The organism is Flavobacterium sp. 140616W15 (assembly GCF_003668995.1).
Classification (GTDB): Bacteria; Bacteroidota; Bacteroidia; order Flavobacteriales; family Flavobacteriaceae; genus Flavobacterium.
The window spans coordinates 4,040,256-4,060,678 of the sequence record NZ_CP033068.1 but is presented as its reverse complement, the minus strand read 5'-3'; the positions used below and the strand labels follow the sequence as shown (position 1 = coordinate 4,060,678).

General features: G+C 31.6%; 16 protein-coding genes. 5 read left to right on the top strand and 11 right to left on the bottom strand.

Annotated features, from left to right (window positions below; genetic code table 11):
• Nucleotides 1-84: 84 nt before the first annotated feature.
• From mnmG to EAG11_RS17710, 5 genes are all read left to right on the top strand, one after another.
• A complete protein-coding gene (mnmG, locus tag EAG11_RS17730; protein ID WP_129540340.1) occupies nucleotides 85-1,956 on the top strand; it encodes a tRNA uridine-5-carboxymethylaminomethyl(34) synthesis enzyme MnmG in 1,872 nt (623 codons plus the stop codon).
• Nucleotides 1,957-2,543: 587 nt separating this feature from the next.
• Complete coding sequence (locus EAG11_RS17725; RefSeq protein WP_129540339.1) at nucleotides 2,544-3,008, top strand: GNAT family N-acetyltransferase; 465 nt, start codon at nucleotides 2,544-2,546, stop codon at nucleotides 3,006-3,008.
• Nucleotides 3,009-3,104: 96 nt separating this feature from the next.
• Nucleotides 3,105-3,953 (top strand): bifunctional 2-polyprenyl-6-hydroxyphenol methylase/3-demethylubiquinol 3-O-methyltransferase UbiG, encoded by an 849-nt coding sequence (locus EAG11_RS17720; protein ID WP_129540338.1) that lies wholly within the window; start codon nucleotides 3,105-3,107, stop codon nucleotides 3,951-3,953.
• Between the two features lie 672 nt (nucleotides 3,954-4,625).
• Nucleotides 4,626-5,213, top strand: coding sequence for an OmpH family outer membrane protein (locus tag EAG11_RS17715; protein WP_129540337.1), 588 nt, complete (start codon nucleotides 4,626-4,628; stop codon nucleotides 5,211-5,213).
• A 161-nt stretch (nucleotides 5,214-5,374) separates the two neighbouring features.
• On the top strand, nucleotides 5,375-7,642 hold the full coding sequence (locus EAG11_RS17710) for a helix-turn-helix domain-containing protein (protein ID WP_129540336.1): 2,268 nt from the start codon (nucleotides 5,375-5,377) through the stop codon (nucleotides 7,640-7,642).
• A 419-nt stretch (nucleotides 7,643-8,061) separates the two neighbouring features.
• On the opposite strand, the gene EAG11_RS17705 is transcribed toward EAG11_RS17710, so the two are convergent.
• The 11 genes from EAG11_RS17705 to EAG11_RS17655 form a co-directional block, all read right to left on the bottom strand.
• The gene (locus tag EAG11_RS17705; protein ID WP_129540335.1) at nucleotides 8,062-9,513 is read right to left on the bottom strand and encodes a hypothetical protein; all 1,452 of its coding nucleotides are present in this window, start codon (nucleotides 9,511-9,513) and stop codon (nucleotides 8,062-8,064) included.
• A 1,035-nt stretch (nucleotides 9,514-10,548) separates the two neighbouring features.
• Nucleotides 10,549-12,318: a hypothetical protein gene (locus EAG11_RS17700; RefSeq protein ID WP_129540334.1), complete on the bottom strand. Its 1,770-nt coding sequence runs from the start codon at nucleotides 12,316-12,318 to the stop codon at nucleotides 10,549-10,551.
• 219 nt (nucleotides 12,319-12,537) lie between these two features.
• On the bottom strand, nucleotides 12,538-12,924 hold the full coding sequence (locus EAG11_RS17695; protein WP_129540333.1) for a hypothetical protein: 387 nt from the start codon (nucleotides 12,922-12,924) through the stop codon (nucleotides 12,538-12,540).
• A gap of 223 nt (nucleotides 12,925-13,147) precedes the next feature.
• On the bottom strand, nucleotides 13,148-14,623 hold the full coding sequence (locus EAG11_RS17690; protein ID WP_129540332.1) for a hypothetical protein: 1,476 nt from the start codon (nucleotides 14,621-14,623) through the stop codon (nucleotides 13,148-13,150).
• A 179-nt stretch (nucleotides 14,624-14,802) separates the two neighbouring features.
• Nucleotides 14,803-15,273, bottom strand: a complete 471-nt coding sequence (locus EAG11_RS17685; protein ID WP_129540331.1) for a phage holin family protein — start codon at nucleotides 15,271-15,273, stop codon at nucleotides 14,803-14,805.
• A 122-nt stretch (nucleotides 15,274-15,395) separates the two neighbouring features.
• Nucleotides 15,396-15,752, bottom strand: coding sequence for a hypothetical protein (locus tag EAG11_RS17680; protein WP_129540330.1), 357 nt, complete (start codon nucleotides 15,750-15,752; stop codon nucleotides 15,396-15,398).
• 74 nt (nucleotides 15,753-15,826) lie between these two features.
• Nucleotides 15,827-17,749, bottom strand: a complete 1,923-nt coding sequence (locus EAG11_RS17675; protein WP_129540329.1) for a fibronectin type III domain-containing protein — start codon at nucleotides 17,747-17,749, stop codon at nucleotides 15,827-15,829.
• Between the two features lie 26 nt (nucleotides 17,750-17,775).
• Nucleotides 17,776-18,423: a hypothetical protein gene (locus EAG11_RS17670; protein ID WP_129540328.1), complete on the bottom strand. Its 648-nt coding sequence runs from the start codon at nucleotides 18,421-18,423 to the stop codon at nucleotides 17,776-17,778.
• 16 nt (nucleotides 18,424-18,439) lie between these two features.
• Nucleotides 18,440-19,543, bottom strand: a complete 1,104-nt coding sequence (locus EAG11_RS17665; protein WP_129540327.1) for a hypothetical protein — start codon at nucleotides 19,541-19,543, stop codon at nucleotides 18,440-18,442.
• A gap of 201 nt (nucleotides 19,544-19,744) precedes the next feature.
• Complete coding sequence (locus EAG11_RS17660) at nucleotides 19,745-20,047, bottom strand: hypothetical protein (RefSeq protein ID WP_129540326.1); 303 nt, start codon at nucleotides 20,045-20,047, stop codon at nucleotides 19,745-19,747.
• The gene (locus EAG11_RS17655; RefSeq protein WP_129540325.1) at nucleotides 20,034-20,321 is read right to left on the bottom strand and encodes a hypothetical protein; all 288 of its coding nucleotides are present in this window, start codon (nucleotides 20,319-20,321) and stop codon (nucleotides 20,034-20,036) included. The genes EAG11_RS17660 and EAG11_RS17655 overlap by 14 nt, the downstream gene beginning before the upstream one ends.
• Nucleotides 20,322-20,423 lie beyond the last annotated feature (102 nt).

Below are 20,423 nucleotides of genomic sequence, written 5' to 3'. Positions count from 1 at the left end.
TTTTAGAGAGTTCCACGTGGAACAAATTAATAAAGTTAATTCTGGAAAGTGCCTTAAACTGTTTCTGGAGAATAATAAAACAAAATGTTTTTAGAAGAATACGATGTTATTGTAGTTGGCGCAGGACATGCTGGCTCAGAGGCCGCGGCAGCGGCCGCGAATCTTGGATCTAAAACTTTGCTTGTAACAATGAGCTTGCAAAACATAGCACAGATGTCATGCAACCCAGCAATGGGAGGAATTGCAAAAGGGCAAATTGTGCGTGAGATTGATGCGCTAGGTGGGTATTCAGGAATTGTTTCTGACCGCACAGCGATTCAATTTAAAATGTTGAACAAATCAAAAGGACCTGCAATGTGGTCGCCAAGGGTTCAGAGCGACAGAATGCGTTTTGCAGAAGAATGGAGAATGATGCTTGAAGGAACTCCTAATCTTGACTTTTACCAAGAAATGGTGAAAGGTCTGATTATTGAGAATGGAAAGATAAAAGGTGTTCGAACTTCGCTTGGAATCGAAATTCGCTCCAAGTCGGTTGTTCTGACAAACGGAACTTTCTTGAATGGTTTGATTCATATTGGTGATAAACAATTCGGAGGAGGTAGAGCAGGAGAAAGTGCTGCATACGGAATCACCGAAGATTTAGCTCAAGCAGGTTTTGAATCTGGAAGAATGAAAACAGGAACGCCTCCGCGCGTGGATGGACGTTCTTTGGATTATTCTAAAATGAATGAAGAAAAGGGAGATGCTAAACCGGATAAGTTTTCATACTCGGATGTTACTACGCCTTTGGTTCACCAAAGGTCTTGCCATATGACATACACTTCTTTGGATGTGCATGATATTTTGAGATCAGGTTTTGATCGTTCGCCAATGTTTAATGGAAGAATAAAAAGTATCGGCCCAAGATATTGCCCGTCTATTGAAGATAAAATTAATCGTTTTGCAGATAAAGAGCGTCATCAGTTATTTGTTGAGCCAGAAGGTTGGAACACTTGTGAGGTTTATGTAAATGGATTTTCTACTTCCTTGCCAGAGGATATTCAGTTTAAAGCGTTGCGCACTGTAGTAGGTTTTGAGAATGTGAAATTTTTCCGTCCTGGTTACGCAATCGAATATGATTATTTTCCACCAACGCAATTGAAACATACACTTGAAACTAAATTAGTAGAAGGTTTATATTTTGCTGGACAAATAAACGGAACGACTGGATATGAAGAGGCAGCTTCGCAAGGTTTAATGGCGGGGATAAATGCGCATTTAAAAGTTCACGAAAAAGCACCATTAATTTTAAAACGTGATGAAGCGTATATTGGTGTTTTAATTGATGACTTAATTACGAAAGGAACAGAAGAGCCTTATCGTATGTTTACGTCACGTGCTGAATATAGAACTTTGTTGCGTCAAGATAATGCCGATTTCAGATTAACGCCAATGTCATATGAAATTGGTTTGGCTTCGGAGAAGCGATTACGTAGAATGGAGCATAAATTAAAAGAATCAGAAAAAATGGTTGCCTTCTTTAAAGAAACAAGTGTTTCTGTTGCTGAAGCAAATCCTATTTTGGAATCTAAGGGAACAGCTTTGATTTCTCAGGGTGATAAAATGTTCAAGGTTTTTTCTCGCCCTCAAATAGATTTGGAAGATATTATGAAATTTGAGAAGGTAAAGGAATATGTTGAACTAAATGATTTGGATCAGGAAATTTTAGAACAAGCCGAAATTCAAGTTAAATATTCTGGTTATATCGAGAAAGAAAGAAATAACGCTGATAAGCTAACTAGATTAGAAGAAGTGAAAATCCCTGAAAATTTTGATTACAATAAAATAAAATCAATGTCGATTGAAGCAAAACAAAAATTAGCAAAAATTCGTCCTGTGACGATTTCTCAAGCTTCAAGAATTAGCGGTGTTTCTCCAAGTGATATTTCGGTGTTGCTAATTTATATGGGAAGATAAAATTTTGCTTCAAGTTTTTAGTCTCAGTTTTTAGATTAAACTCAATTTGTGAAAATTAAATTAATAAGTTGTTATCTGAATAGTGTAGATGATTAGCTAATATATTTTAAACTGATTACTGAGACTGTAAACTTGAAAATTGTTCCACGTGAAACTATTTTGTAAAGCCTTAGTTTTACAAGAACTTTTAGTTTTTAATTTATTTGTAAATTAGAAATGATTCTGTTTTATTTGATTTTTTTTGTTAGTTCATTTTTTAAATAGACGGAGTGGAGTTTGTTTTACTAATTTGTTTTCCAGAATATTTATTTAAATGATTTTGATTATAAAAATTTGATTTGATCTGATTGTGTTTTAGTTTATGAATGTGCTGTATAATCAGAATCAATATTCGTTGGATGTTCGTTTTGGTTTTTTTTTTGAAATTATAAAATCATCATCTGAAATTAACTAGATTGAAAACTGTTTTGAGAATTATTGATTTTTATTAATACTGATTTTGTAATCTTAAATTATTTGTTCCACGTGAAACTACTTTGTGAAGTCTTGATTTTACAGAGAATAATAAGTTTTTAATTTTTTAGATTATGAAAATTATTAAAGAAGAAGTTTTATCGTCGGAGCTAAAAGAATCCTTATTGCAACTTTGGAACAATGAATATCCCGCGAGTTTAAATCATGAAGCAATTCATGATTTTGATTTGTATTTGAAAAGTTTGTCAAATGAAAAACATTATTTTTTAATTGATGATGAGAATAAAATTAAAGCATGGGCGTTTACTTTTTTGAGAGAAAATAAAGTTTGGTTTGCAATAATTATCGATAGTCAAATTCAAGGAAGAGGTAAAGGCTCGTTATTGATTAAAGAATTAAAAAAGAGCAATGATAATTTGAATGGTTGGGTTATTGACCATGAGAATGAAATTAAAAATAATGCAACGCCATATAAATCGCCATTGTTGTTTTATGTAAAAAACGGTTTTACTGTTTGTTCAGAAATAAGAATGGAAAATGAAAAAATATCAGCTGTCAAAATAAACTGGAAGCGTTAAAGAAAAATAAATAATAAGAATAAAAAACCCTAAAAATGAAAGATTTCGTTTTTAGGGTTTACTATAAAAATAAACCAAAATACCAATAATTATAAAATGGACGTTTTAAATAAAAAACATTTTCTTACTGTAAAAGATCACTCAGTTTCTAAAGAAATTTTTGAATTGTATTATGATGAAACTTTGGACATGCTAATTACATCTCCACAACCCAATGAAAATGATTTGGGGAAATATTACGAAAGTGAAGATTATATTTCGCACACAGACAACAAACGTTCATTATTTGAAAAAGCATATCACATTGTAAAAAATATTGCACTGAAGAATAAATTAAATTTGATTAATTCTGAAAACCCACAAAAGGGAAGAATTTTGGATATTGGTGCTGGAACCGGAGATTTTTTATTAACGGCAAAAGAGAATGGATGGGATACAGTTGGAGTAGAACCGAGCGATAGAGCTAAATCTATTGCAATCAAAAAAGGAATTTCTTTTGTTGAAAAAATTTCGGAGTTAGAAAATAACTCTTTTGATGTAATTACGATGTGGCATGTTTTGGAACATGTTCCAAATTTAGAATTGCAAATTCAAGAATTGAAGCGATTACTAAAACCAACTGGAACGTTAATTGTAGCAGTTCCAAATTTTAAATCTTTTGATGCAAATCATTATAAAACTTTTTGGGCAGCTTATGATGTGCCAATTCATTTTTGGCATTTCTCAAAAAAAGCAATTCAGTCTCTTTTTGAAAAAGTAGATATGCGCCTGGAAAAAATTCTTCCAATGAAATTTGATTCATTTTATGTGAGCTTACTTTCGGAAAAATACAAAACCGGAAAAATGAATTATCTATCGGCGTTTTTTATCGGATTAAAGTCAAATTGGAAAGCAAAGCGAACTTTAGAATATTCATCTCACATTTATGTATTAAAAAACAAGTAAAACGCATTTATAGTTGTTTTAAAGCGCTTTTTAGGTGGTAAACATGTATTTGTATTCCTTTTTTTAGAAAATCGCTTAAATAAAGGCTGGTGAATCCACTATTAATAGCAGTAAATTATAAATAAATAGAGTTTGATAATAAAAATTGATACTAGAAAAATTGAGCATTTTCAAACATTTTTAGCCACTTTTGATGTGTCAATTCATTTTTTTTAAAATCGATTCTTTTTTTTAAAAACAGCTAAGCATTTAGAAAAAATTCTTGTCATGAAATTTGACGCGTTTTATGCGAGTCTATTTTCTTAAAAATGAAAAACTGCGAAAATGAATTATCTATTGGCGTTTTTTATCGGATTAGAGTCAGATTTGAAAGCAAAACGAACTTTAGAATATTCATCTCATATTTATGTCTTAAAAAACAAGTAAAACGCATTTTTAGTTGTTTTAAAGCGCTTTTTAGATGGTAAATATGTATTTGTATTCCTTTTTTTAGAAAATCGCTTAAATAAAGGCTGGTAAATCCATTATTAATAGCAGTAAATTATAAATAATCTAAGTTTAATAACAAAAATTGATTGCTAGAAAAATTGAGCATTTTTTAAACTTTATGTCGATGCTATTGATTTTTTTATATTTTTGTCATTCATACTTTAAAAAATAGAAATTAACAAAATGAAAAAAGCATTAGTAATTATCGCACTTTCGATTTCAGTAGTTGCTTGTAATAAACCAGCAGAAGTTAAGGAAGTAAAAACAGCTTACGTTGATACTTCAGTTTTAATGAAAGAGTACACTGAAGCAAAAGATTTAGAAGCTAAATACAAAGCACAAGCAGAGGAAAAAGGTAGACAGCTTCAAGCGGAGATTACTCGTTTCAAACAAGATGCTGCTAATTTTCAAAGCCAAGCACAAGCCAATGGTCAAGCATGGGCGCAACAAAGAGGTGCTGAGTTACAAAAAAGAGAACAACAATTGGGATATGCTCAACAAGCATTAGCTCAACAATTGCAACAAGAAAGTGGTGCAGAAATGGATTCTTTAGTTACAGGAGTTAAAAAATTCATCAAGAATTACGGTAAAGAAAAAGGGTACGCTTATATTTACGGTACTGGAGATGCCGCATCGATTTTATATGCAGAAGACAAATTTGATATCACAAAAGAGATTGTTAAAGCTTTGAACGATAACTACAAAGCTGGTACAAAACTAGATACTAAAACTGACGCTAAAGCAAAAGACTCAGCAGCAGTTAAAAAATAATTCAAACAAACTATTTTTAAAGCCTATATCTTTCTGGATATAGGCTTTTTTTATTATAAAATATTTACAAGTAGGCTTTTTACTCAATATGTTCTTCTATTTTTGTAAAATGATTTTCTGATATGAATTTCGTTTCTTTTTAGTTCTAAAATACAAGCCAAATGCAAAATATTTCCGAAGCCGCAGCTTACACATTACAGTTTATTAATCAAACGCAACGTTCCGTTTTTCTTACAGGTAAAGCTGGAACTGGTAAAACTACTTTATTGCGTGAAATTATTGAAACTACTCACAAAAATACTGTTGTTGTTGCACCCACTGGAATTGCAGCGTTAAATGCTGGAGGTGTGACAATTCACTCCATGTTTCAGCTACCATTTGCTGGATTTATTCCGGATAATTCCTCTCCACAATTTTCTGAAACAACTAAGTTTGAAACGAAAGCAACTTTGCGCAGGCATTTTAAAATGAATAATGTAAAGCGTGCAGTTATTAGAAATATGGAGCTTTTAGTTATAGATGAAGTAAGTATGTTGCGTGCCGATTTACTTGATGCTATGGACTTTATGATGCAAACCGTTCGTAAGAATAGTTATCCATTTGGCGGTGTTCAGGTTTTATTTATTGGCGATTTATTACAATTGCCTCCTGTAATTCGTGATGAAGAATGGAGAACTTTGAGAACGTATTACCGTGGAAAATTCTTTTTTCATTCGCATGTAATTCAACAAAACCCGCCTTTGTATATTGAATTATCTAAAATTTTCCGCCAGACAGATGATTCGTTTATTTCGGTATTGAATAATTTGAGAAACAACCAGATTACACCACAAGACATTCAGAGTTTGAATCAGTATGTTCAGCCTGATTTTGACTTAAAAAATAACCCAGGTTATATAACGCTTACTACGCATAATGCTAAAGCTGATACAATTAATAATCAGGCAATCAATGATTTAAAAGTAAAAATGAATAATTATTTTCCTGATATTGTAGGTGATTTCCCTGAGAAAATATACCCACTTGATCCAAATCTTCAACTTAAAGTTGGGGCTCAGGTTATGTTTGTTAAGAATGATTTGTCTTTTGATAAAAATTATTTCAATGGTAAAATGGGTGTAATTAAATCTCTTTCGAGCCAGGAAATCATGGTTCATTTTCCAGAAGAAGATAAAACCATTGAAGTTGAAAAATACGAATGGCAAAATATTCGTTACAAAGTTGACGAAATGACTCAGGAAATAGAGGAGGAGGTTCTGGGAACTTTTGTGCAATATCCGATCAAACTTGCATGGGCAATTACGGTTCATAAAAGCCAAGGTTTGACTTTTGACAAAGCTGCGCTCGATGTATCGCAAGTTTTTCTTCCCGGACAGGCATATGTCGCATTATCGCGTTTACGTTCTTTAAACGGGCTTATTTTGCTTTCTCCGCTACGTATGAATGGTATTTCTAACGATCAAGATGTAATGGATTATGCTTTGAATAAAGCTTCGGAAGAATTATTGAAGAACTCACTGCACTTTGAAACAAAGAATTTTATTCATAAGTATTTGGCTAACAGTTTTGATTGGGCTGATCTTGCTCAAGAATGGCGCAATCATCAATACAGCTATAATGATAAATCTGAAAATTCTCAAAAAGCCAAACATGCCAGTTGGGCTAAAAAGCAAGCTTTGATAATTGAATCACTTGTTGATCCAGCAAAAAAATTCATCGTTCAGTTAAACAGGATTTTTAATAATGAAACGGTTGATTTAATACATGTTTCTGAACGGATAGAGGCAGCCTACAGTTATTTCATGAAACCTATGGATGAATTGGTTGATGAGCTTTTGTATAAAATGGAAGAAATTCAGCGTGCAAAAAAAATGAAAGCATTTTATGATGAATTAAATTTATTGGAAGAATTGCAGACTAAAGCTGTTTTACGCCTATTTAAAGCCCGTTTATTGATCAAAACTGTTGTTGCGGGTGAAACTATATCAAAAGAGAAATTAACTTCGCCAGAGATTAAAAATTACAGGTCAAAGAAAACAACAACTATTCAAGAAAATTTTAAAAATAAAAATAGTGACTTAATTGATGATGATGAGCCAATTAGGCGTTATTCTGCTAAGACAACGAAAGAGAAAACAGTTAAAAAATCGACTGTAGAAGAGACGTATGAATTATGGCTTGAAAAAAACTCTATTTCGGAAATTGCTACTATTCGTAAACTGACTACTCAAACAATTGAATCTCATTTTGTAAAATTGATTCAAGAGAAAAAGATTAAGGTTGAAGATGTTTTATCTCCGGATAAAATTACTGCATTAACTGAAGCTTTTCAGTTCTACAAAGAAGAATCGCTTACGGGTTTGAAAGAACAACATGGAGAAAAATTTACTTGGGATGAATTGCGAATGTTTAAAGCAAGTTTGAATTAAGTAATGATGCTAAATATTCATTTATAATTGCAAAATTGAAATGAACACGATTTTATAGTAAAATATACGTTTTTAACCGATTTTAAACATCATCTAAATAAAACTATAGGCTGTCTGAAAAGTAATTTTCGGACAGCCTATTTTAACATCATTTAAACATTGATTAAATTCAATTACATTATCATTAAATAACGTATTTGTATTGTCAACGTTGTTTTCATAGCTATGGACATTCCTATATTATTAAATTAATAGATTTTAAAGCAGTCGATATTTCACAGCTAATAAGATACCAATAGTTTTCTTGCTAAATTACGAGATAGTTTGTGCTTAGACAAGATTATTTCAACTAGATTAATTGGTGTATTATTTATTATTATCAGTTGCTTTTCTATTTCTTTAATAGTCATAGTTTTTATTTAAGTTAATGATGCAGGAATAAATAAATTAGTTGCTTTTACTCTTCTTATATAAATAAGATTATTAGGAGTTGATATTTCAGAAAAATATGATACTTCTGATTGTTCAGGCATTTCTGGTGTGTAAGTTGTATTTGGTGTAATTGTCAATCTACAATCTGCTTTACCTGTATATTCCATATTTGTTAGCGACTCTATAATGACTCCATTAACTGAAATCAAATACTTGTGTGAGTTTTTGTCTTTAGAAAGGTTAATTTTTAGAGTTATGTAAGGTACATCAACTAAATTCCAAGAATAAACTGTTGTGTTTTTTATATCATTATTGTTATATACGTTAATACTTAAGTTATAAGGATAATCAGCCGCCATCCCTACTTCACCGCTGGCTAATATAATTTCAGTTTCTAAGATATCCCCATTTTTCATTTGTGTTAGACTATTAAAATTAGAAGGATAGATTCCATTCAAAATATCTCCACTATATCCATAGCCTTTCCACATATACAATGTTTCACCTGACTGAGCATATCCATGAAATACTACATCACTATTATACGTATTATTACCCTCAAAAAATGCACCGACAAGATTTCTACAACTGCTGGTAGGGCTTATCTCAGATCTGATATCTTCATGAGTTTCCCATAATATCCCATTTTCATCACGCTCTATAGCTCCATTTACAGGAACTGTTGTTAATGTTCCATTTGGAATGATTAAAGGTGGATTTGTTACACTTCCTTTAAATGTAGTAATCGTATTATTCCACTTTAAGGGTAGTGATTTAATCCAGTTCCACCAATTAAAAAGTTTTAATCGGCTTATTACTTTGTTGTCTTCAGATATATTTGTATCAATTTGTGTTTCGCTATCTGTTGCTAATGTTGCTGTTAGTTTTGTGTTCAATTGGTCTTTTAAGCCTTCAATTTCAGTAATTTCATGTGTATGTGAAAGTAAAGCCTTTTCATTTAGAGTTTTTTCTAAGTCTTTAATATCAACAATCTCATGTGTGTGTGTGATTAAAGCTTTTCCATCTAAAACACTTTCTAAATTTTGAATATTGGTAATCTCATGTGTATGTGAAAGTAAAGCTTTTTCATCTAAAGCACTTTCTAAATTTTGAATATCAGTAATCTCATGTTTATGTTTGATTAAAGCCTTTTCATTTAGAGTATTTTCTAGGTCTTGAATATCAATAATTCTATGTGTATGTATGATGTCTGCTTTGTTGTCAAACAAATCTGCATGTGCTTTTTTATTGTTTATATGTGCCTCAAGTTGGGATTTTTCTGCTTTAGTATTTAAGGTGTTTTCAAGGCCAAAAATACTTGATTGAGGTATTTGTTCATCTTTATGCCAAAACGATGCCCAGGTGGCCCAAAATTGCACTTGAGTGGGTTTATAACCAGTTTTAAACCAGTTTAAAATTGTATTTATGTTTGTTGCCATTTTTTGTATGTTTAAAAAGTAATTTATTTGATAAGGTTTATAGATAAGAAGTGTACTTGAATTTAAGTAATAGAAATTGACAAAAAATCGTATTTAATATTTTGTCAATTTTGAATTTCTATATTAAGCTCAATAAAAACTTTCTTATCGAACATAATTTTAATTATTTTAACCAGTAAAATTTTGTTATATTTTTATTTTATACGTGTTAATAGTTACATAATGAGTGGTATTTTTCTGGTGCCATAACTTCCTTTTTTAATTAGATGTTCGTGACTTGCTTTAAATAACAACCTTAGTTTGTATTACTAAAAGTATATAGACAAATTGAAGCTTCCTTAATAGTTGTCCTTGTTTATTTTGTTCAGTATAAATCAATTCTTTTACAATTGAAAATGAGTATTTAATCATGCTGATTTTTACTCAATGCGCTGTTAATAGTTTCTTTTTTTTCCGAATTGATAGCCTCCTTTTTCTTTAAAGGGAGGTTAAACAAGTCTTTAAAAATCACATTACCTGATGCATTTATACTGGTAATGATGCTCGATAATTGGCATTCAAACGGCTAAACGACAACTTTCAACGCTTTTTATATTGATTGATAAAAAATGTAAGCACTAATCCCAACGGAAATAATAATGTCGCAAAAACAAGCGAAACAAATGCTAAAGCTGTCACCATTATACCTTCATTGTAAACTAATTACCAACCGGTTCACCATTCATAATGAAATTATTCATTAAGAAACCTATTGCAAGCGGTGCAGTTATATTAATCTCTGGGCTTTCAAGAGTGCTACCCTGAAAGTGTTACATCACCTTTTCATACCTAGGGTAACCGTAATCAACCATAACGTAATCGGGAGGCATTATCTCTCTTTGTTTCATTAAATAATTAAATAAAGAGAGTATAATTATTTCCTTTCTAATAAAAAGCCAGTCCAATTAAGGCAAAACATAATCCTGCTAAATATGTTGGCACATCAGTTGTACCTAGAATGAGGTTTAAAAATTTATTCATTTTATTTTTTTTAAGTTAAGGTACTGGTGTTATGGATGTTTGAAACCAACCAGTTGAAGTTTTTTCATAGATCAATGATCCGCCGTGTATTTTGTTGGCTATAACTCTTTTCACGATAGTACCTCCGTACGTAGTTTCTAAATAGCTGGAAGACAAATTAACAGTCGTGTTATTTTCTACAGTTGTATTAGCTAATGCTAATTCATAAGTACCATCTACTGAAGGTGCCGGAAATTTTATATTAGTATTAGCGACAGGGGTAGCTATTTCTATTATAGTTTGTTTACTTGTAATTCCTCCATCATTACTATAATTTTCATTAATTTGAAAACTACCTTCTGAAGATAGAAATTCATTCTTTTTAATTTTTCGATTATCTACGCTATCTATAGATTGTGTAGCAAATCCACCAATAGTCGAACCATTTATGGCAGTCGCTACTATTTTAACAGTCTTAAGTTCATCTGGACTACTAACCTGACCTATAGCAGGACCATTATCTAATACTCTTTGAAAAGTCACCTCGTCTCTAGTAGTAAGCACATAATTAAAGCCATCATTCCCAACATTTACAACTTTATCGTTTGGTAATTTGAAAAATAAAGACCCCGAACTATCAACAGGTAAGCTACCTGTTAGAGAAATAATATGATGGTTTACCCCTTTTTCGCCTGAGGTAAAACCAAATGCCGTAGGGGTTATCCCAAAACTACTCGTAGGACAACTAAATGAAATAGAATTATCAGTACCTAAATCAGAGTCATCTATACTTAGAAACTTAGAATAAGACGAATCACTTGTCCAAGTCCTATTTAAATCCATAGTTTGTTGTAAGTTTTGAGAGCTACTAGTAGGGATATCACCTATTGTAGCTAAAATACCGCTTTTATCAGGAAACCTTAAATGATTGGTTTGCGTAGGCACTTCAAACGATACACTAGTAGCCTTATCGTTATACTCCTGTGTAATGTTAATACCGCCCGTAAGCTGTACCTTGCTTCCAAGTCTGCTCCCATCTGTATTTGTTTTGTCTGAACTTAATGACCCACCCCAAGGCGAAATGTACATAGAAGACCTTAAACTATTGTCGCTACTAAATGAGGTCATTTCAAATGGTTTGTTGTGCAATATAGCTGTAGCCTTTTGATTAGATACATCTTGTAAATTTGGAGGATTCCCCTGTGCTGGAATGTCTGATAATAGAGCAAATGTGCCACTCTTATCAGGCATTATAAGTTCGTTGAATTGGCTAATATCTTGAACTCTTATTATAGTCATGTTTCCACTTCTTCTAAACATCATTGCAGATGTATCAAATTTGGAACTCGATCCATAATCGTCAACAATTTCTATAGCCGTAGGTTCTAATACTACTCTATTACCTGCCATAGGGTCTGATGAGTCACTGCTTGATACACTAATTTGATTCCCTCCAAATCTTGATGTACTCTTTATGGTAGAAGATTTGTCTATATATTCTGTTTCCAACCCTATCGCAGAGATAGTATTGTTAATAGTACTATCAAACCTATCCTTTGATATAATTATATCTTTATCTGTGGTATTTCCGTTAGCCAATGTTTTGTCTAGATTTTGAGTTCCATTTAAGTCACTTCTTGGAATCCATTTAATAATTTTATCTACACCTCTTGCTAAAATGCTGTCTGATTTTGAAGTAGAAGCTGGTACATTGTCTAATTCTAATGGTTTGCCAAACCAGGTTGTTGATTGTGCCGATACATTAATTGTAATGATCATGGCTAAAAAGAAGAGAAACTTTTTCATATTATTTATTGTCTTTAAAAATTAATTGAGGTTTTGATGTTGTTGTAATTTTTTCAATCGTAAGTGTACCATCATTTTAACTGATAACTGCTTTTAAGTTGGAATTACTGGAATCAGTGATTGTAACACTGTTGCTTTGAACTTGTTTTCAAGCTGAGAGATTTGTGTCTCTAAAATTTTAATTCTTTTTTTTATTTTCATATAATTAGTTAATTAGTGTTAATAGTAGGAAGATTTCAACTGATCGTCACCGCCATTCCAATTGCCATTGATAAAACGACCTTCAACAATTCCCATGCAATAGTCGCCCTGCTCTTTTTTGTCTTCATTATGGTTTGGTGCGACTTTAAAAACCAGTAATCCTGCAACTGGAATTATCCTAGCTTTTAAAATTATATTTGCGTGAGCATTGGTATCAGTTTTATGTGCGTTAAATTGGTCATTTTCCGTTTTAGCATTTAAGACGTTTGTAAGATTGTTTATACTGCTTTGCGGTATTTGTTCGTCTTTGTGCCAAAACGAAGCCCAGGTGGCCCAAAATTGTGCTTGAGTGGGTTTTAAGCCCGTTTTGAACCAATTTAAAATTGTATTTATGTTTGTTGCCATATTTTGTGTCTTTATATTAAGTAATTTATTTGATAAGGGGGTATAAATGAAAAATGTAGTCAACTCTAGTAATGGAAATTTCAAATAGGATTCTCTATCAATCTTGAATTTTTTTCTATTTAGTTTAATGAGTTTTTTATTTAACAAGTATATTTATGTTAATAAATAGAAGTTTATTGGTTTTCAATGTTTTTATTTTTGAAATTAGGGTTAATTTTTTAGTTTAGAGCTTTAAAAACATCGTTGATACATTCGTATTTGATGATTTAGCTCCTGAATTTAGTTCATTGCTATTTGTCGCATCAGAAAAGATTAGAGAGACACGATATTCAAGAGATAGTGATGCGTCAGAGAATTTTAAATTGTTCCGTGGACTATCGATTAATCTTAAACCGTATGATCGATATGCATCAGATGATATATTTCCTAAATTATCATAACTTTTTTCTGAAAAATTTAAGGTCGAATACCAAGTACCACCACTTAAGCTTAGCCCTGTACTTAAAGGTATTTCATAACTATTTCTACTTATATATGTATTTATATCCGTTCGTAAAACAGAATATAATCTTACATATTGATTTCCTGAAAACGTACAGTTATTTCCTTTTAAATACACTTCAAAGAGTATTTCCTTTGGCGGTATTTTTCCAGTATCATGGCTTCCGTTTTTAATCAGATATTCATCAGTTGTTTTAAACAAATACGTGCCTCTTTCTGTGCTTCCCAGTGCATTTGAAGAAATTGGAGCTTCCTTAGTAAGTGTGAAATTCACATTTTTAGAACTATTCATAAATGCAGATTGTGAGGTTGTAGATCTCCAAGTTGCTATTAAAAAATTATTATAATCTCTATTATCCAGTAATCTGTATCTTGAAGATCCTGCTACATGATATAAATTTCCCGCAGAGTCTCTTTCTATCGCTCCGTTTTGAGGGGTTGTTGTTAATACTCCATTTGGGATAATTAAGGCTGGAGTTGTCGTATTTCCAGTAGCAAGGGTCAATTTATTACTTAGTGTTAATGGTTGTTTTTTTATCCATTCCCACCAATTAAAAAGTTTTAATCGGCTTATTACTTTTTTATCTTCAGATGCATTTGTATCAATTTGTGTTTCGGCATCTGTTGCTAAAGTTGCTGTTAGTTTAGTGTTCAATTGGTCTTTTAAACCTTCAATGTCAGTTGTCTGATGTGTATGCGTGATTAAAGCCTTTTCATCTAGTGTACTTTCTAAACCTCGAATATCAACAATTTCATGTTTATGTGAGAGCAAGGCTTTTCCGTTCAGAGTAGTTTCTAATTCTTTAATATCCAAAATATCATGTGTATGCGTGATTAAAGCTTTTTCATCTAGAGCACTTTCTAACTCTTTAATATCCCCAATCTCATGTTTATGTTTGATTAAAGCCTTTTCATTTAGAGTCTTTTCTAAGTCTTTAATATCAACAATTTCATGTGTATGTATGCTATTTGCTTTTTTATCAAACAAATTGGCATGTGCTTTTTTATTACTCAAATGATCGTCAAATTGCGTTTTCTCTGTTTTGTCATTTAAGGCGATCTCAAGACCAGAAATATTATTTTGTGGAATTTGCTCATCTTTATGCCAAAACGAAGCCCAGGTAGCCCAAAATTGCGCTTGAGTGGGTTTGAAACCTGTTTTGAACCAGTTTAAAATTGTATTTATATTTGTTGCCATTTTTATATCTTTTATTAAATGAATTATTTGATAAGGGGAATGACTGAAAAGAGCTCAATTTTAGGGATGGAAGCTTCAAAAGGATCGCCAATAATGTCGCTTTTTTAATTATGAAACTTCTCTATTTATGAGGTCTTATGGGATTTTTTTTATTGTAGATAGTTTAGTATTGATGAAGTTTATTTCTCTATGTGATATTTTGGATCGATGGTGAACAAAATTTTTTTAAATAGTTGTATTAAACGATTTCGTATTGATTTTAAAATCAAGGTCATTGCGTCGAAATTTTCTACTTCTTTTTTTGTCTTTATAGCAATAATATTGCTGATTATCGAAATACCATCACTTACGATAAGTAAGTTCATTACTATAGTAACAAACCATTTAAAGTTGTAGTTAAGTCCTTTACTCATTAATGCTAAAGCTGTTGGAATCAACAATACCGCTAATTTGGAAACAAATCCTAGGGCTAATTTTTTAAAGCTAAATGTGTTATTTAATACTATGGTTTTGATTATGCCTAAAAAAGTATCCATAACCATGAGGTAAAACAGCACTTTAACAATTTCTACATCCATCTCTAAGTAAATAAAAATTCCATAAAGCAATAATTTTATTTCGTTTGAATATTCTGAAAATTTATGCATCATCGTGCTTTTTTATATGTATTGACTTTATACAATGGATTTTTTGGTATGATCAAAATCTACGAATCTTAGTAAGTTTGTAAATCTTTTGGGGTACTATGCCCCCAAAAGATTGTTAAATAATTTTATATTGGATCCACAGGTTTACTGTTGTGAACAACAATTCCTGATATAACATAATTGTCTACATTTTCAACATCTAATAGTGCCACTTCCAACGGCTCTTCTTTAAATAGGATCGATTCAATAGGTTTTGTTTCTCCAGTTTTATCAACCAAAAACATATTTTGAGTTATATTTTTTGTACATACATATTGTACATTCTCACGATCTTCACTAATTAATAGAGGATGTTCTCCAGTAACTTTAATCGTTGCATCTGCCGTTTTAATTTCGTAGTAATTGGGCTGAATACTTGTTTTTTTGTTTACTACAGTTACCTCAGCTTTGGTGCCTTCATTTAGCTTTCCACTCCATAACATATAGTCTCCTTCAGCTTCATCGATCTCGTTCGGGAAAGTAAGTCCTTGAAGTTTATCTCCAACTATAATATCCCTTAATTTTTTGATTCACCTGATGCCATTGTTACTAAGGATTCTACATCGAAACAGGCTACAGGCATTGTAGCTTCACTAATCTCGTTCGTAAAATCTGAGAGATTTCCTGCAGCATCTACAGCTCTTACTTTAAAATAGTACGTTTTATAAGGTTCGCCATAGAAAGTAGCATTGGTTTCAAGAGTTCTAGCCGATAATCTATAATCTTCATCAGGGATTTTCCTCCATACCTGATATTCGGCTATACCTACATTATCTGTTGAAGGATCCCATTCAATTGTTATTTGATCATTGGTTTTTAAGAAGCTTCTTATGTTTTTTGGTGATGTTGGTGGGATTTCATCTGTTCCCTTTGTAATTGCGTTTACAATATTACTAGATTTGGATAAATTTCCAGCCGCATCTTTTGCTATGACTTGAAAGCTGTAAGCAGTATTGGCAGATAGCCCAGTGACATTATAAGTTAGAATGTCTTTTCCTAATTCAGCTAAAGGGGTATTACTATTGTCTTTATAAACAAGATAATTAGTAATACCTACATTATCAGTAGATGCGTTCCAGCTTAAAGTTACAGATGTAGTACCAATATTTGTGACTTTTAAACCTGTTGGTGCTATTGGTGCTATTGAATCAGCAGGCTCAGTAATGTTTCCCGTATATTCTATGAAATGTACTACTCTGTAGGGATTAAGAATATTTATAGCTTTAATAACATTACCTTTATTTACCACATCTAAATATTTTTTATCAAACGCGTAATCTACATCAGTAGCATTAACATATGAAGCATTACCCCCGCTGTTATCATTTGAAGAAGTTGGTAACGTTACATCAAGTGCAGGAATATTTTCTTTCTGCAATATTTTTTCTTTGTTACCACCAATTCCTAACAGTGTATTAAATGCTTGATCATTTATATCCAAACCTACTGGCATTCTTCCTCTCAACGGTACATATTCTTCCCAGCCTTTTGGAAATGGAGCTGATTTTCCCCAAATAGCTATCATTCCAATGGGTGCAGCTGTTGTAGGTTTGTTTTCTAAGGCTGTAATACGATTTAATAAAGAATCGATTAGTGTATTACTTTTAGTTACCTGATTTGCATTGTCTATTACTAGTAAAGAACCAGTATTAGATGTATTAATATTATTTAAAAATACTTTTCCGCCAATATTTGTATTTTCCCAATCGGATTGATAATTTAGAGAAAGACTTTTAGAAGGTTGATTCTTACCATCTACCAATGCTCTTCCTAAAGCGGATCCCAATCTAAAATCTGTCACTCTTACATTGGCTGTAGTACTTTCTTTTATATCTAATTTTGATAATTGATAAATGTCTAAATTCAAATCACCTTTCATGGCCTTTGAGCCGTCAAGAGGGAGATAAGATTGTTTGATTGAATTAATCTCTGCGTCAATTGTACCAATATTTGCTTGTATTGCTTTAATTTTTGCCTCAATTAAATCAAGAATTTCTTCAATAGTTTTAATATCTTTAATGGCTATAAAAACAGGATTTTTCAAATCATAATAATGTATTGCTAATGCATCAGTGATTGGAGATGCAGGGCGATTTACGTAATCTGTCTCACTGATGTAATGTGCTTCATAATCAAAATATGCGGTTTGAGATTTTCCGGTTCCGTACGTTAAATTTGTGCCTGTTCTGGTAGTTTTTAAAAAATTAGTTGGAGTGCCTATTTGAATAGGATATAAAATTCCTTCTCCCTCCTGACGAATAATTGCCCATCCTTTTTTTTTGGTTGTTGCTGGAGCTACTATATAATCATTATCTGGATTGATGCCTAAATGACTTTTTAAAGCTCCAAATAATTCAGATCTGTAGGCAGTTTGAAGTCTTTCTAAAGTTTCTTGCTCGAGAGGAAATCCTCCTGGATGACTAAAATTTATTTGTTTCATTTTTATTTATTTAAATGTCTGTTGTTTTATATTTCTTCTTTTAGTTTAATCTTCTGGTGATACGAATAAAGTTCATAACTTTTACCAGCCAGTTTATAAAAATTAAGTAGATTTTGAAAATCGATGTTTGCTACTATAATCGCTTCTGTTTGTTGTAATTTGTCATTACTTGGTTGAATAATTATGGTACCGTTTGCTATCAAACTTTCTGGGATAAATACTCTAAAATTGGCATAATTTATTTGAGTATAATCTTTACGATGAGCGAGATAAACAGGTTTATTGTTTCTGTTTTTATTATATTCATAATGCTTATATACTTCTAATTTCGGAATCAGTAACGTTCCGTCTGGCTCGTAATATTCTTTGTGTAGATATACATATTCTAAAGTAGGTTTGACTGATTCGTCTATATAAATTAATTCATCTGATCGTTTTTGCTCAGTGCTTAAATTAGGATTGTAATTTTTAGTTGGATTATAGGCGTCGTTCAGTACTTTTTCCAGATAAATAACCTGACCTGTATGTTGCATTTTATAAAGAATCTCTCCATAAAGAGTATTAAGAGGAGTCAGTAAAAGATTAAGCCAATCGACATGAGTTTTTTTTCTTAGAATAGGTGGAATAAGCCATAACAATAGTTTTTCCCACTTTAAAACGGTGTATTTATTCATTGTATATATATTTAGACTATTGTTTATCTCGGTAAAATGTGTACGGAATGTAGTTTACCTCAACTTGAAGCGTATCCATATCAAAATAACCCGCGTTAGGAATAAAATATTCAATTTTGGTTACATCTGTAAGATCTTCTGGTTTATCACTAGGATTTGTTGCCCAGGCTGTTTCGGTTTTAGTCAATATTGGGATTTTAATTCCTGGTGCTTTCTGAATAGCATCAACCAAAAATGTTTTTACGAAAGCACCATTAAACTCGATATTTTTTAAGTGATTTTCGATGGCATCTAGTACTGGAAATGTCTTTTCATTTAAGATTAAAGAACCATTTCTTGGATCTAATGGCTTTTTTAATAAATCTTCTTCGTATTTCGTTAATTTGGCTTGTTCATCTGCTTCTAAAGCCCTGCTTAAACTTTTTAACTGATAGTATTCAATGTCTTTTGGATTAATAAAAATGCTCAATGGGTCGATATAAACATTTAAGCTTAATTTTAGTCTATCTCCTTGATCAGATGTAATGTGAACTTGATTTCCAGCATCTTTTATCTTGGCGATATATTCTTTAAGGGCAAAAAGTTCATTAGGCACATCAATTCTCGAAATTTTGCCCTCTTTTACAGTGGCCACTTTTATAAAAACAACCCCGACCTTATTATGGAAATAATCAGAAAAAATTTCTTCTATTTCTTTATTTGGTTTAAGAACAGTTCCTAGGTCGATTTCACTTACAGCGCAATGCTTTATGATTTTAGATTGTTCAATTTCATCTTCAGTTAGATTTGTAGTATCAAATTGATACGAACCATCTTTCCATATCAGTGCCATTCTGTTACTCGAATCGGGATCCAAAGGCATTCCGTTACTCGAATCTTGGCCTAAAGGCTTTCCGTAATGAAAATTTAATGCCTGTTCACGATACCAGTTTAGTGTGTGAGGCCTTGATATCAGGGCATTTTTTTCGACTATTTTTTCGTGTACCCAAATCGCAGTAGCGACTATGTTAGTCCAAAGTTTCCAAATCGCAGTCTTGGAATCTGTTAAGCCATTCAGGGAGGGCTGTTTCCCTTTTTCAATCAGAATCTCATTCTGTATTTCAGCAATTGTACGTGCCATATTTTAATTTTTTAATATAGTTTAGCCTGTAAGACATGTGTAATATGCTTATAGATAGTTATTTTTTTTTTTTTTGTGGATGCTACGGTAATGTAGCTTAGTTTTTAAAAATTTCTAAAAACAGAAATTTTAAGGTGTAATTGCCATATTTTCATGATATTTTGAATCAAGGTTTTAGTTAATGACAATGAAGGCTATGTATTAATAAATTATAAAATCATCTTCAATAATCATATAATCAATTCCGGAGTAATCATTCAGTAAATACTGCTCTTCGTCTGTAATAGAAGTTGCAGGCTTTAAGTTTCTGGAATTGTAATACTCAACAATGTCTTTTTTAAAAGCTTCTCTTCCTATTTTTAAATCTTTGTAAACAGAAATATCTTCTGTAATATTAAATTGATCATTGTCTTCTAAAAGATCGAATACTTTTTCTATACTTCCGTATTCTTGTAAAGAGATGTCAAAAATGTTTTGGTTTTCTTGTGGTTTAATAGTTCCCATCGATTTTAATGTTTTGTAAATCATTGACATCTAGTTTTTTTACATAAAAGTTGTCATACGATAATTGTTTGTCTATTTCGTTTTCTAGTCTTAGCCTAGAGGTTGCGTCTGGGCTGTTGATGTATTTTTTTATTCCTACTCCAAGAATAGGGAACTCTTTATAACTTCCTTTTTGACTTAATAATAGATGTTCTATGTTTTGCTGATCTGCCTCTTTAATGGCAAAATCTCCATTTGTAATTAATAAGTCTTCATCTATGATAAAATCCTTCATATGTTGTTATTATTTGTTGTTTTGTTAATTAATTTTTTCCTTTTGAATTTGCGCATCATATCGAAAGGAGGCTGTTTTATTTGACACTGTAAAAATACGCTA

Excerpts from the sequence above, each read along its gene's own strand:
- mnmG (WP_129540340.1), top strand. The coding sequence starts at position 85 with ATGTTTTTAGAAGAATACGATGTTATTGTAGTTGGCGCAGGACATGCT.
- EAG11_RS17725 (WP_129540339.1), top strand. The coding sequence starts at position 2,544 with ATGAAAATTATTAAAGAAGAAGTTTTATCGTCGGAGCTAAAAGAATCC.
- EAG11_RS17720 (WP_129540338.1), top strand. The coding sequence starts at position 3,105 with ATGGACGTTTTAAATAAAAAACATTTTCTTACTGTAAAAGATCACTCA.
- EAG11_RS17715 (WP_129540337.1), top strand. The coding sequence starts at position 4,626 with ATGAAAAAAGCATTAGTAATTATCGCACTTTCGATTTCAGTAGTTGCT.
- EAG11_RS17710 (WP_129540336.1), top strand. The coding sequence starts at position 5,375 with ATGCAAAATATTTCCGAAGCCGCAGCTTACACATTACAGTTTATTAAT.
- EAG11_RS17705 (WP_129540335.1), bottom strand. The coding sequence starts at position 9,513 with ATGGCAACAAACATAAATACAATTTTAAACTGGTTTAAAACTGGTTAT.
- EAG11_RS17700 (WP_129540334.1), bottom strand. The coding sequence starts at position 12,318 with ATGAAAAAGTTTCTCTTCTTTTTAGCCATGATCATTACAATTAATGTA.
- EAG11_RS17695 (WP_129540333.1), bottom strand. The coding sequence starts at position 12,924 with ATGGCAACAAACATAAATACAATTTTAAATTGGTTCAAAACGGGCTTA.
- EAG11_RS17690 (WP_129540332.1), bottom strand. The coding sequence starts at position 14,623 with ATGGCAACAAATATAAATACAATTTTAAACTGGTTCAAAACAGGTTTC.
- EAG11_RS17685 (WP_129540331.1), bottom strand. The coding sequence starts at position 15,273 with ATGATGCATAAATTTTCAGAATATTCAAACGAAATAAAATTATTGCTT.
- EAG11_RS17680 (WP_129540330.1), bottom strand. The coding sequence starts at position 15,752 with ATGTTATGGAGTGGAAAGCTAAATGAAGGCACCAAAGCTGAGGTAACT.
- EAG11_RS17675 (WP_129540329.1), bottom strand. The coding sequence starts at position 17,749 with ATGAAACAAATAAATTTTAGTCATCCAGGAGGATTTCCTCTCGAGCAA.
- EAG11_RS17670 (WP_129540328.1), bottom strand. The coding sequence starts at position 18,423 with ATGAATAAATACACCGTTTTAAAGTGGGAAAAACTATTGTTATGGCTT.
- EAG11_RS17665 (WP_129540327.1), bottom strand. The coding sequence starts at position 19,543 with ATGGCACGTACAATTGCTGAAATACAGAATGAGATTCTGATTGAAAAA.
- EAG11_RS17660 (WP_129540326.1), bottom strand. The coding sequence starts at position 20,047 with ATGGGAACTATTAAACCACAAGAAAACCAAAACATTTTTGACATCTCT.
- EAG11_RS17655 (WP_129540325.1), bottom strand. The coding sequence starts at position 20,321 with ATGAAGGATTTTATCATAGATGAAGACTTATTAATTACAAATGGAGAT.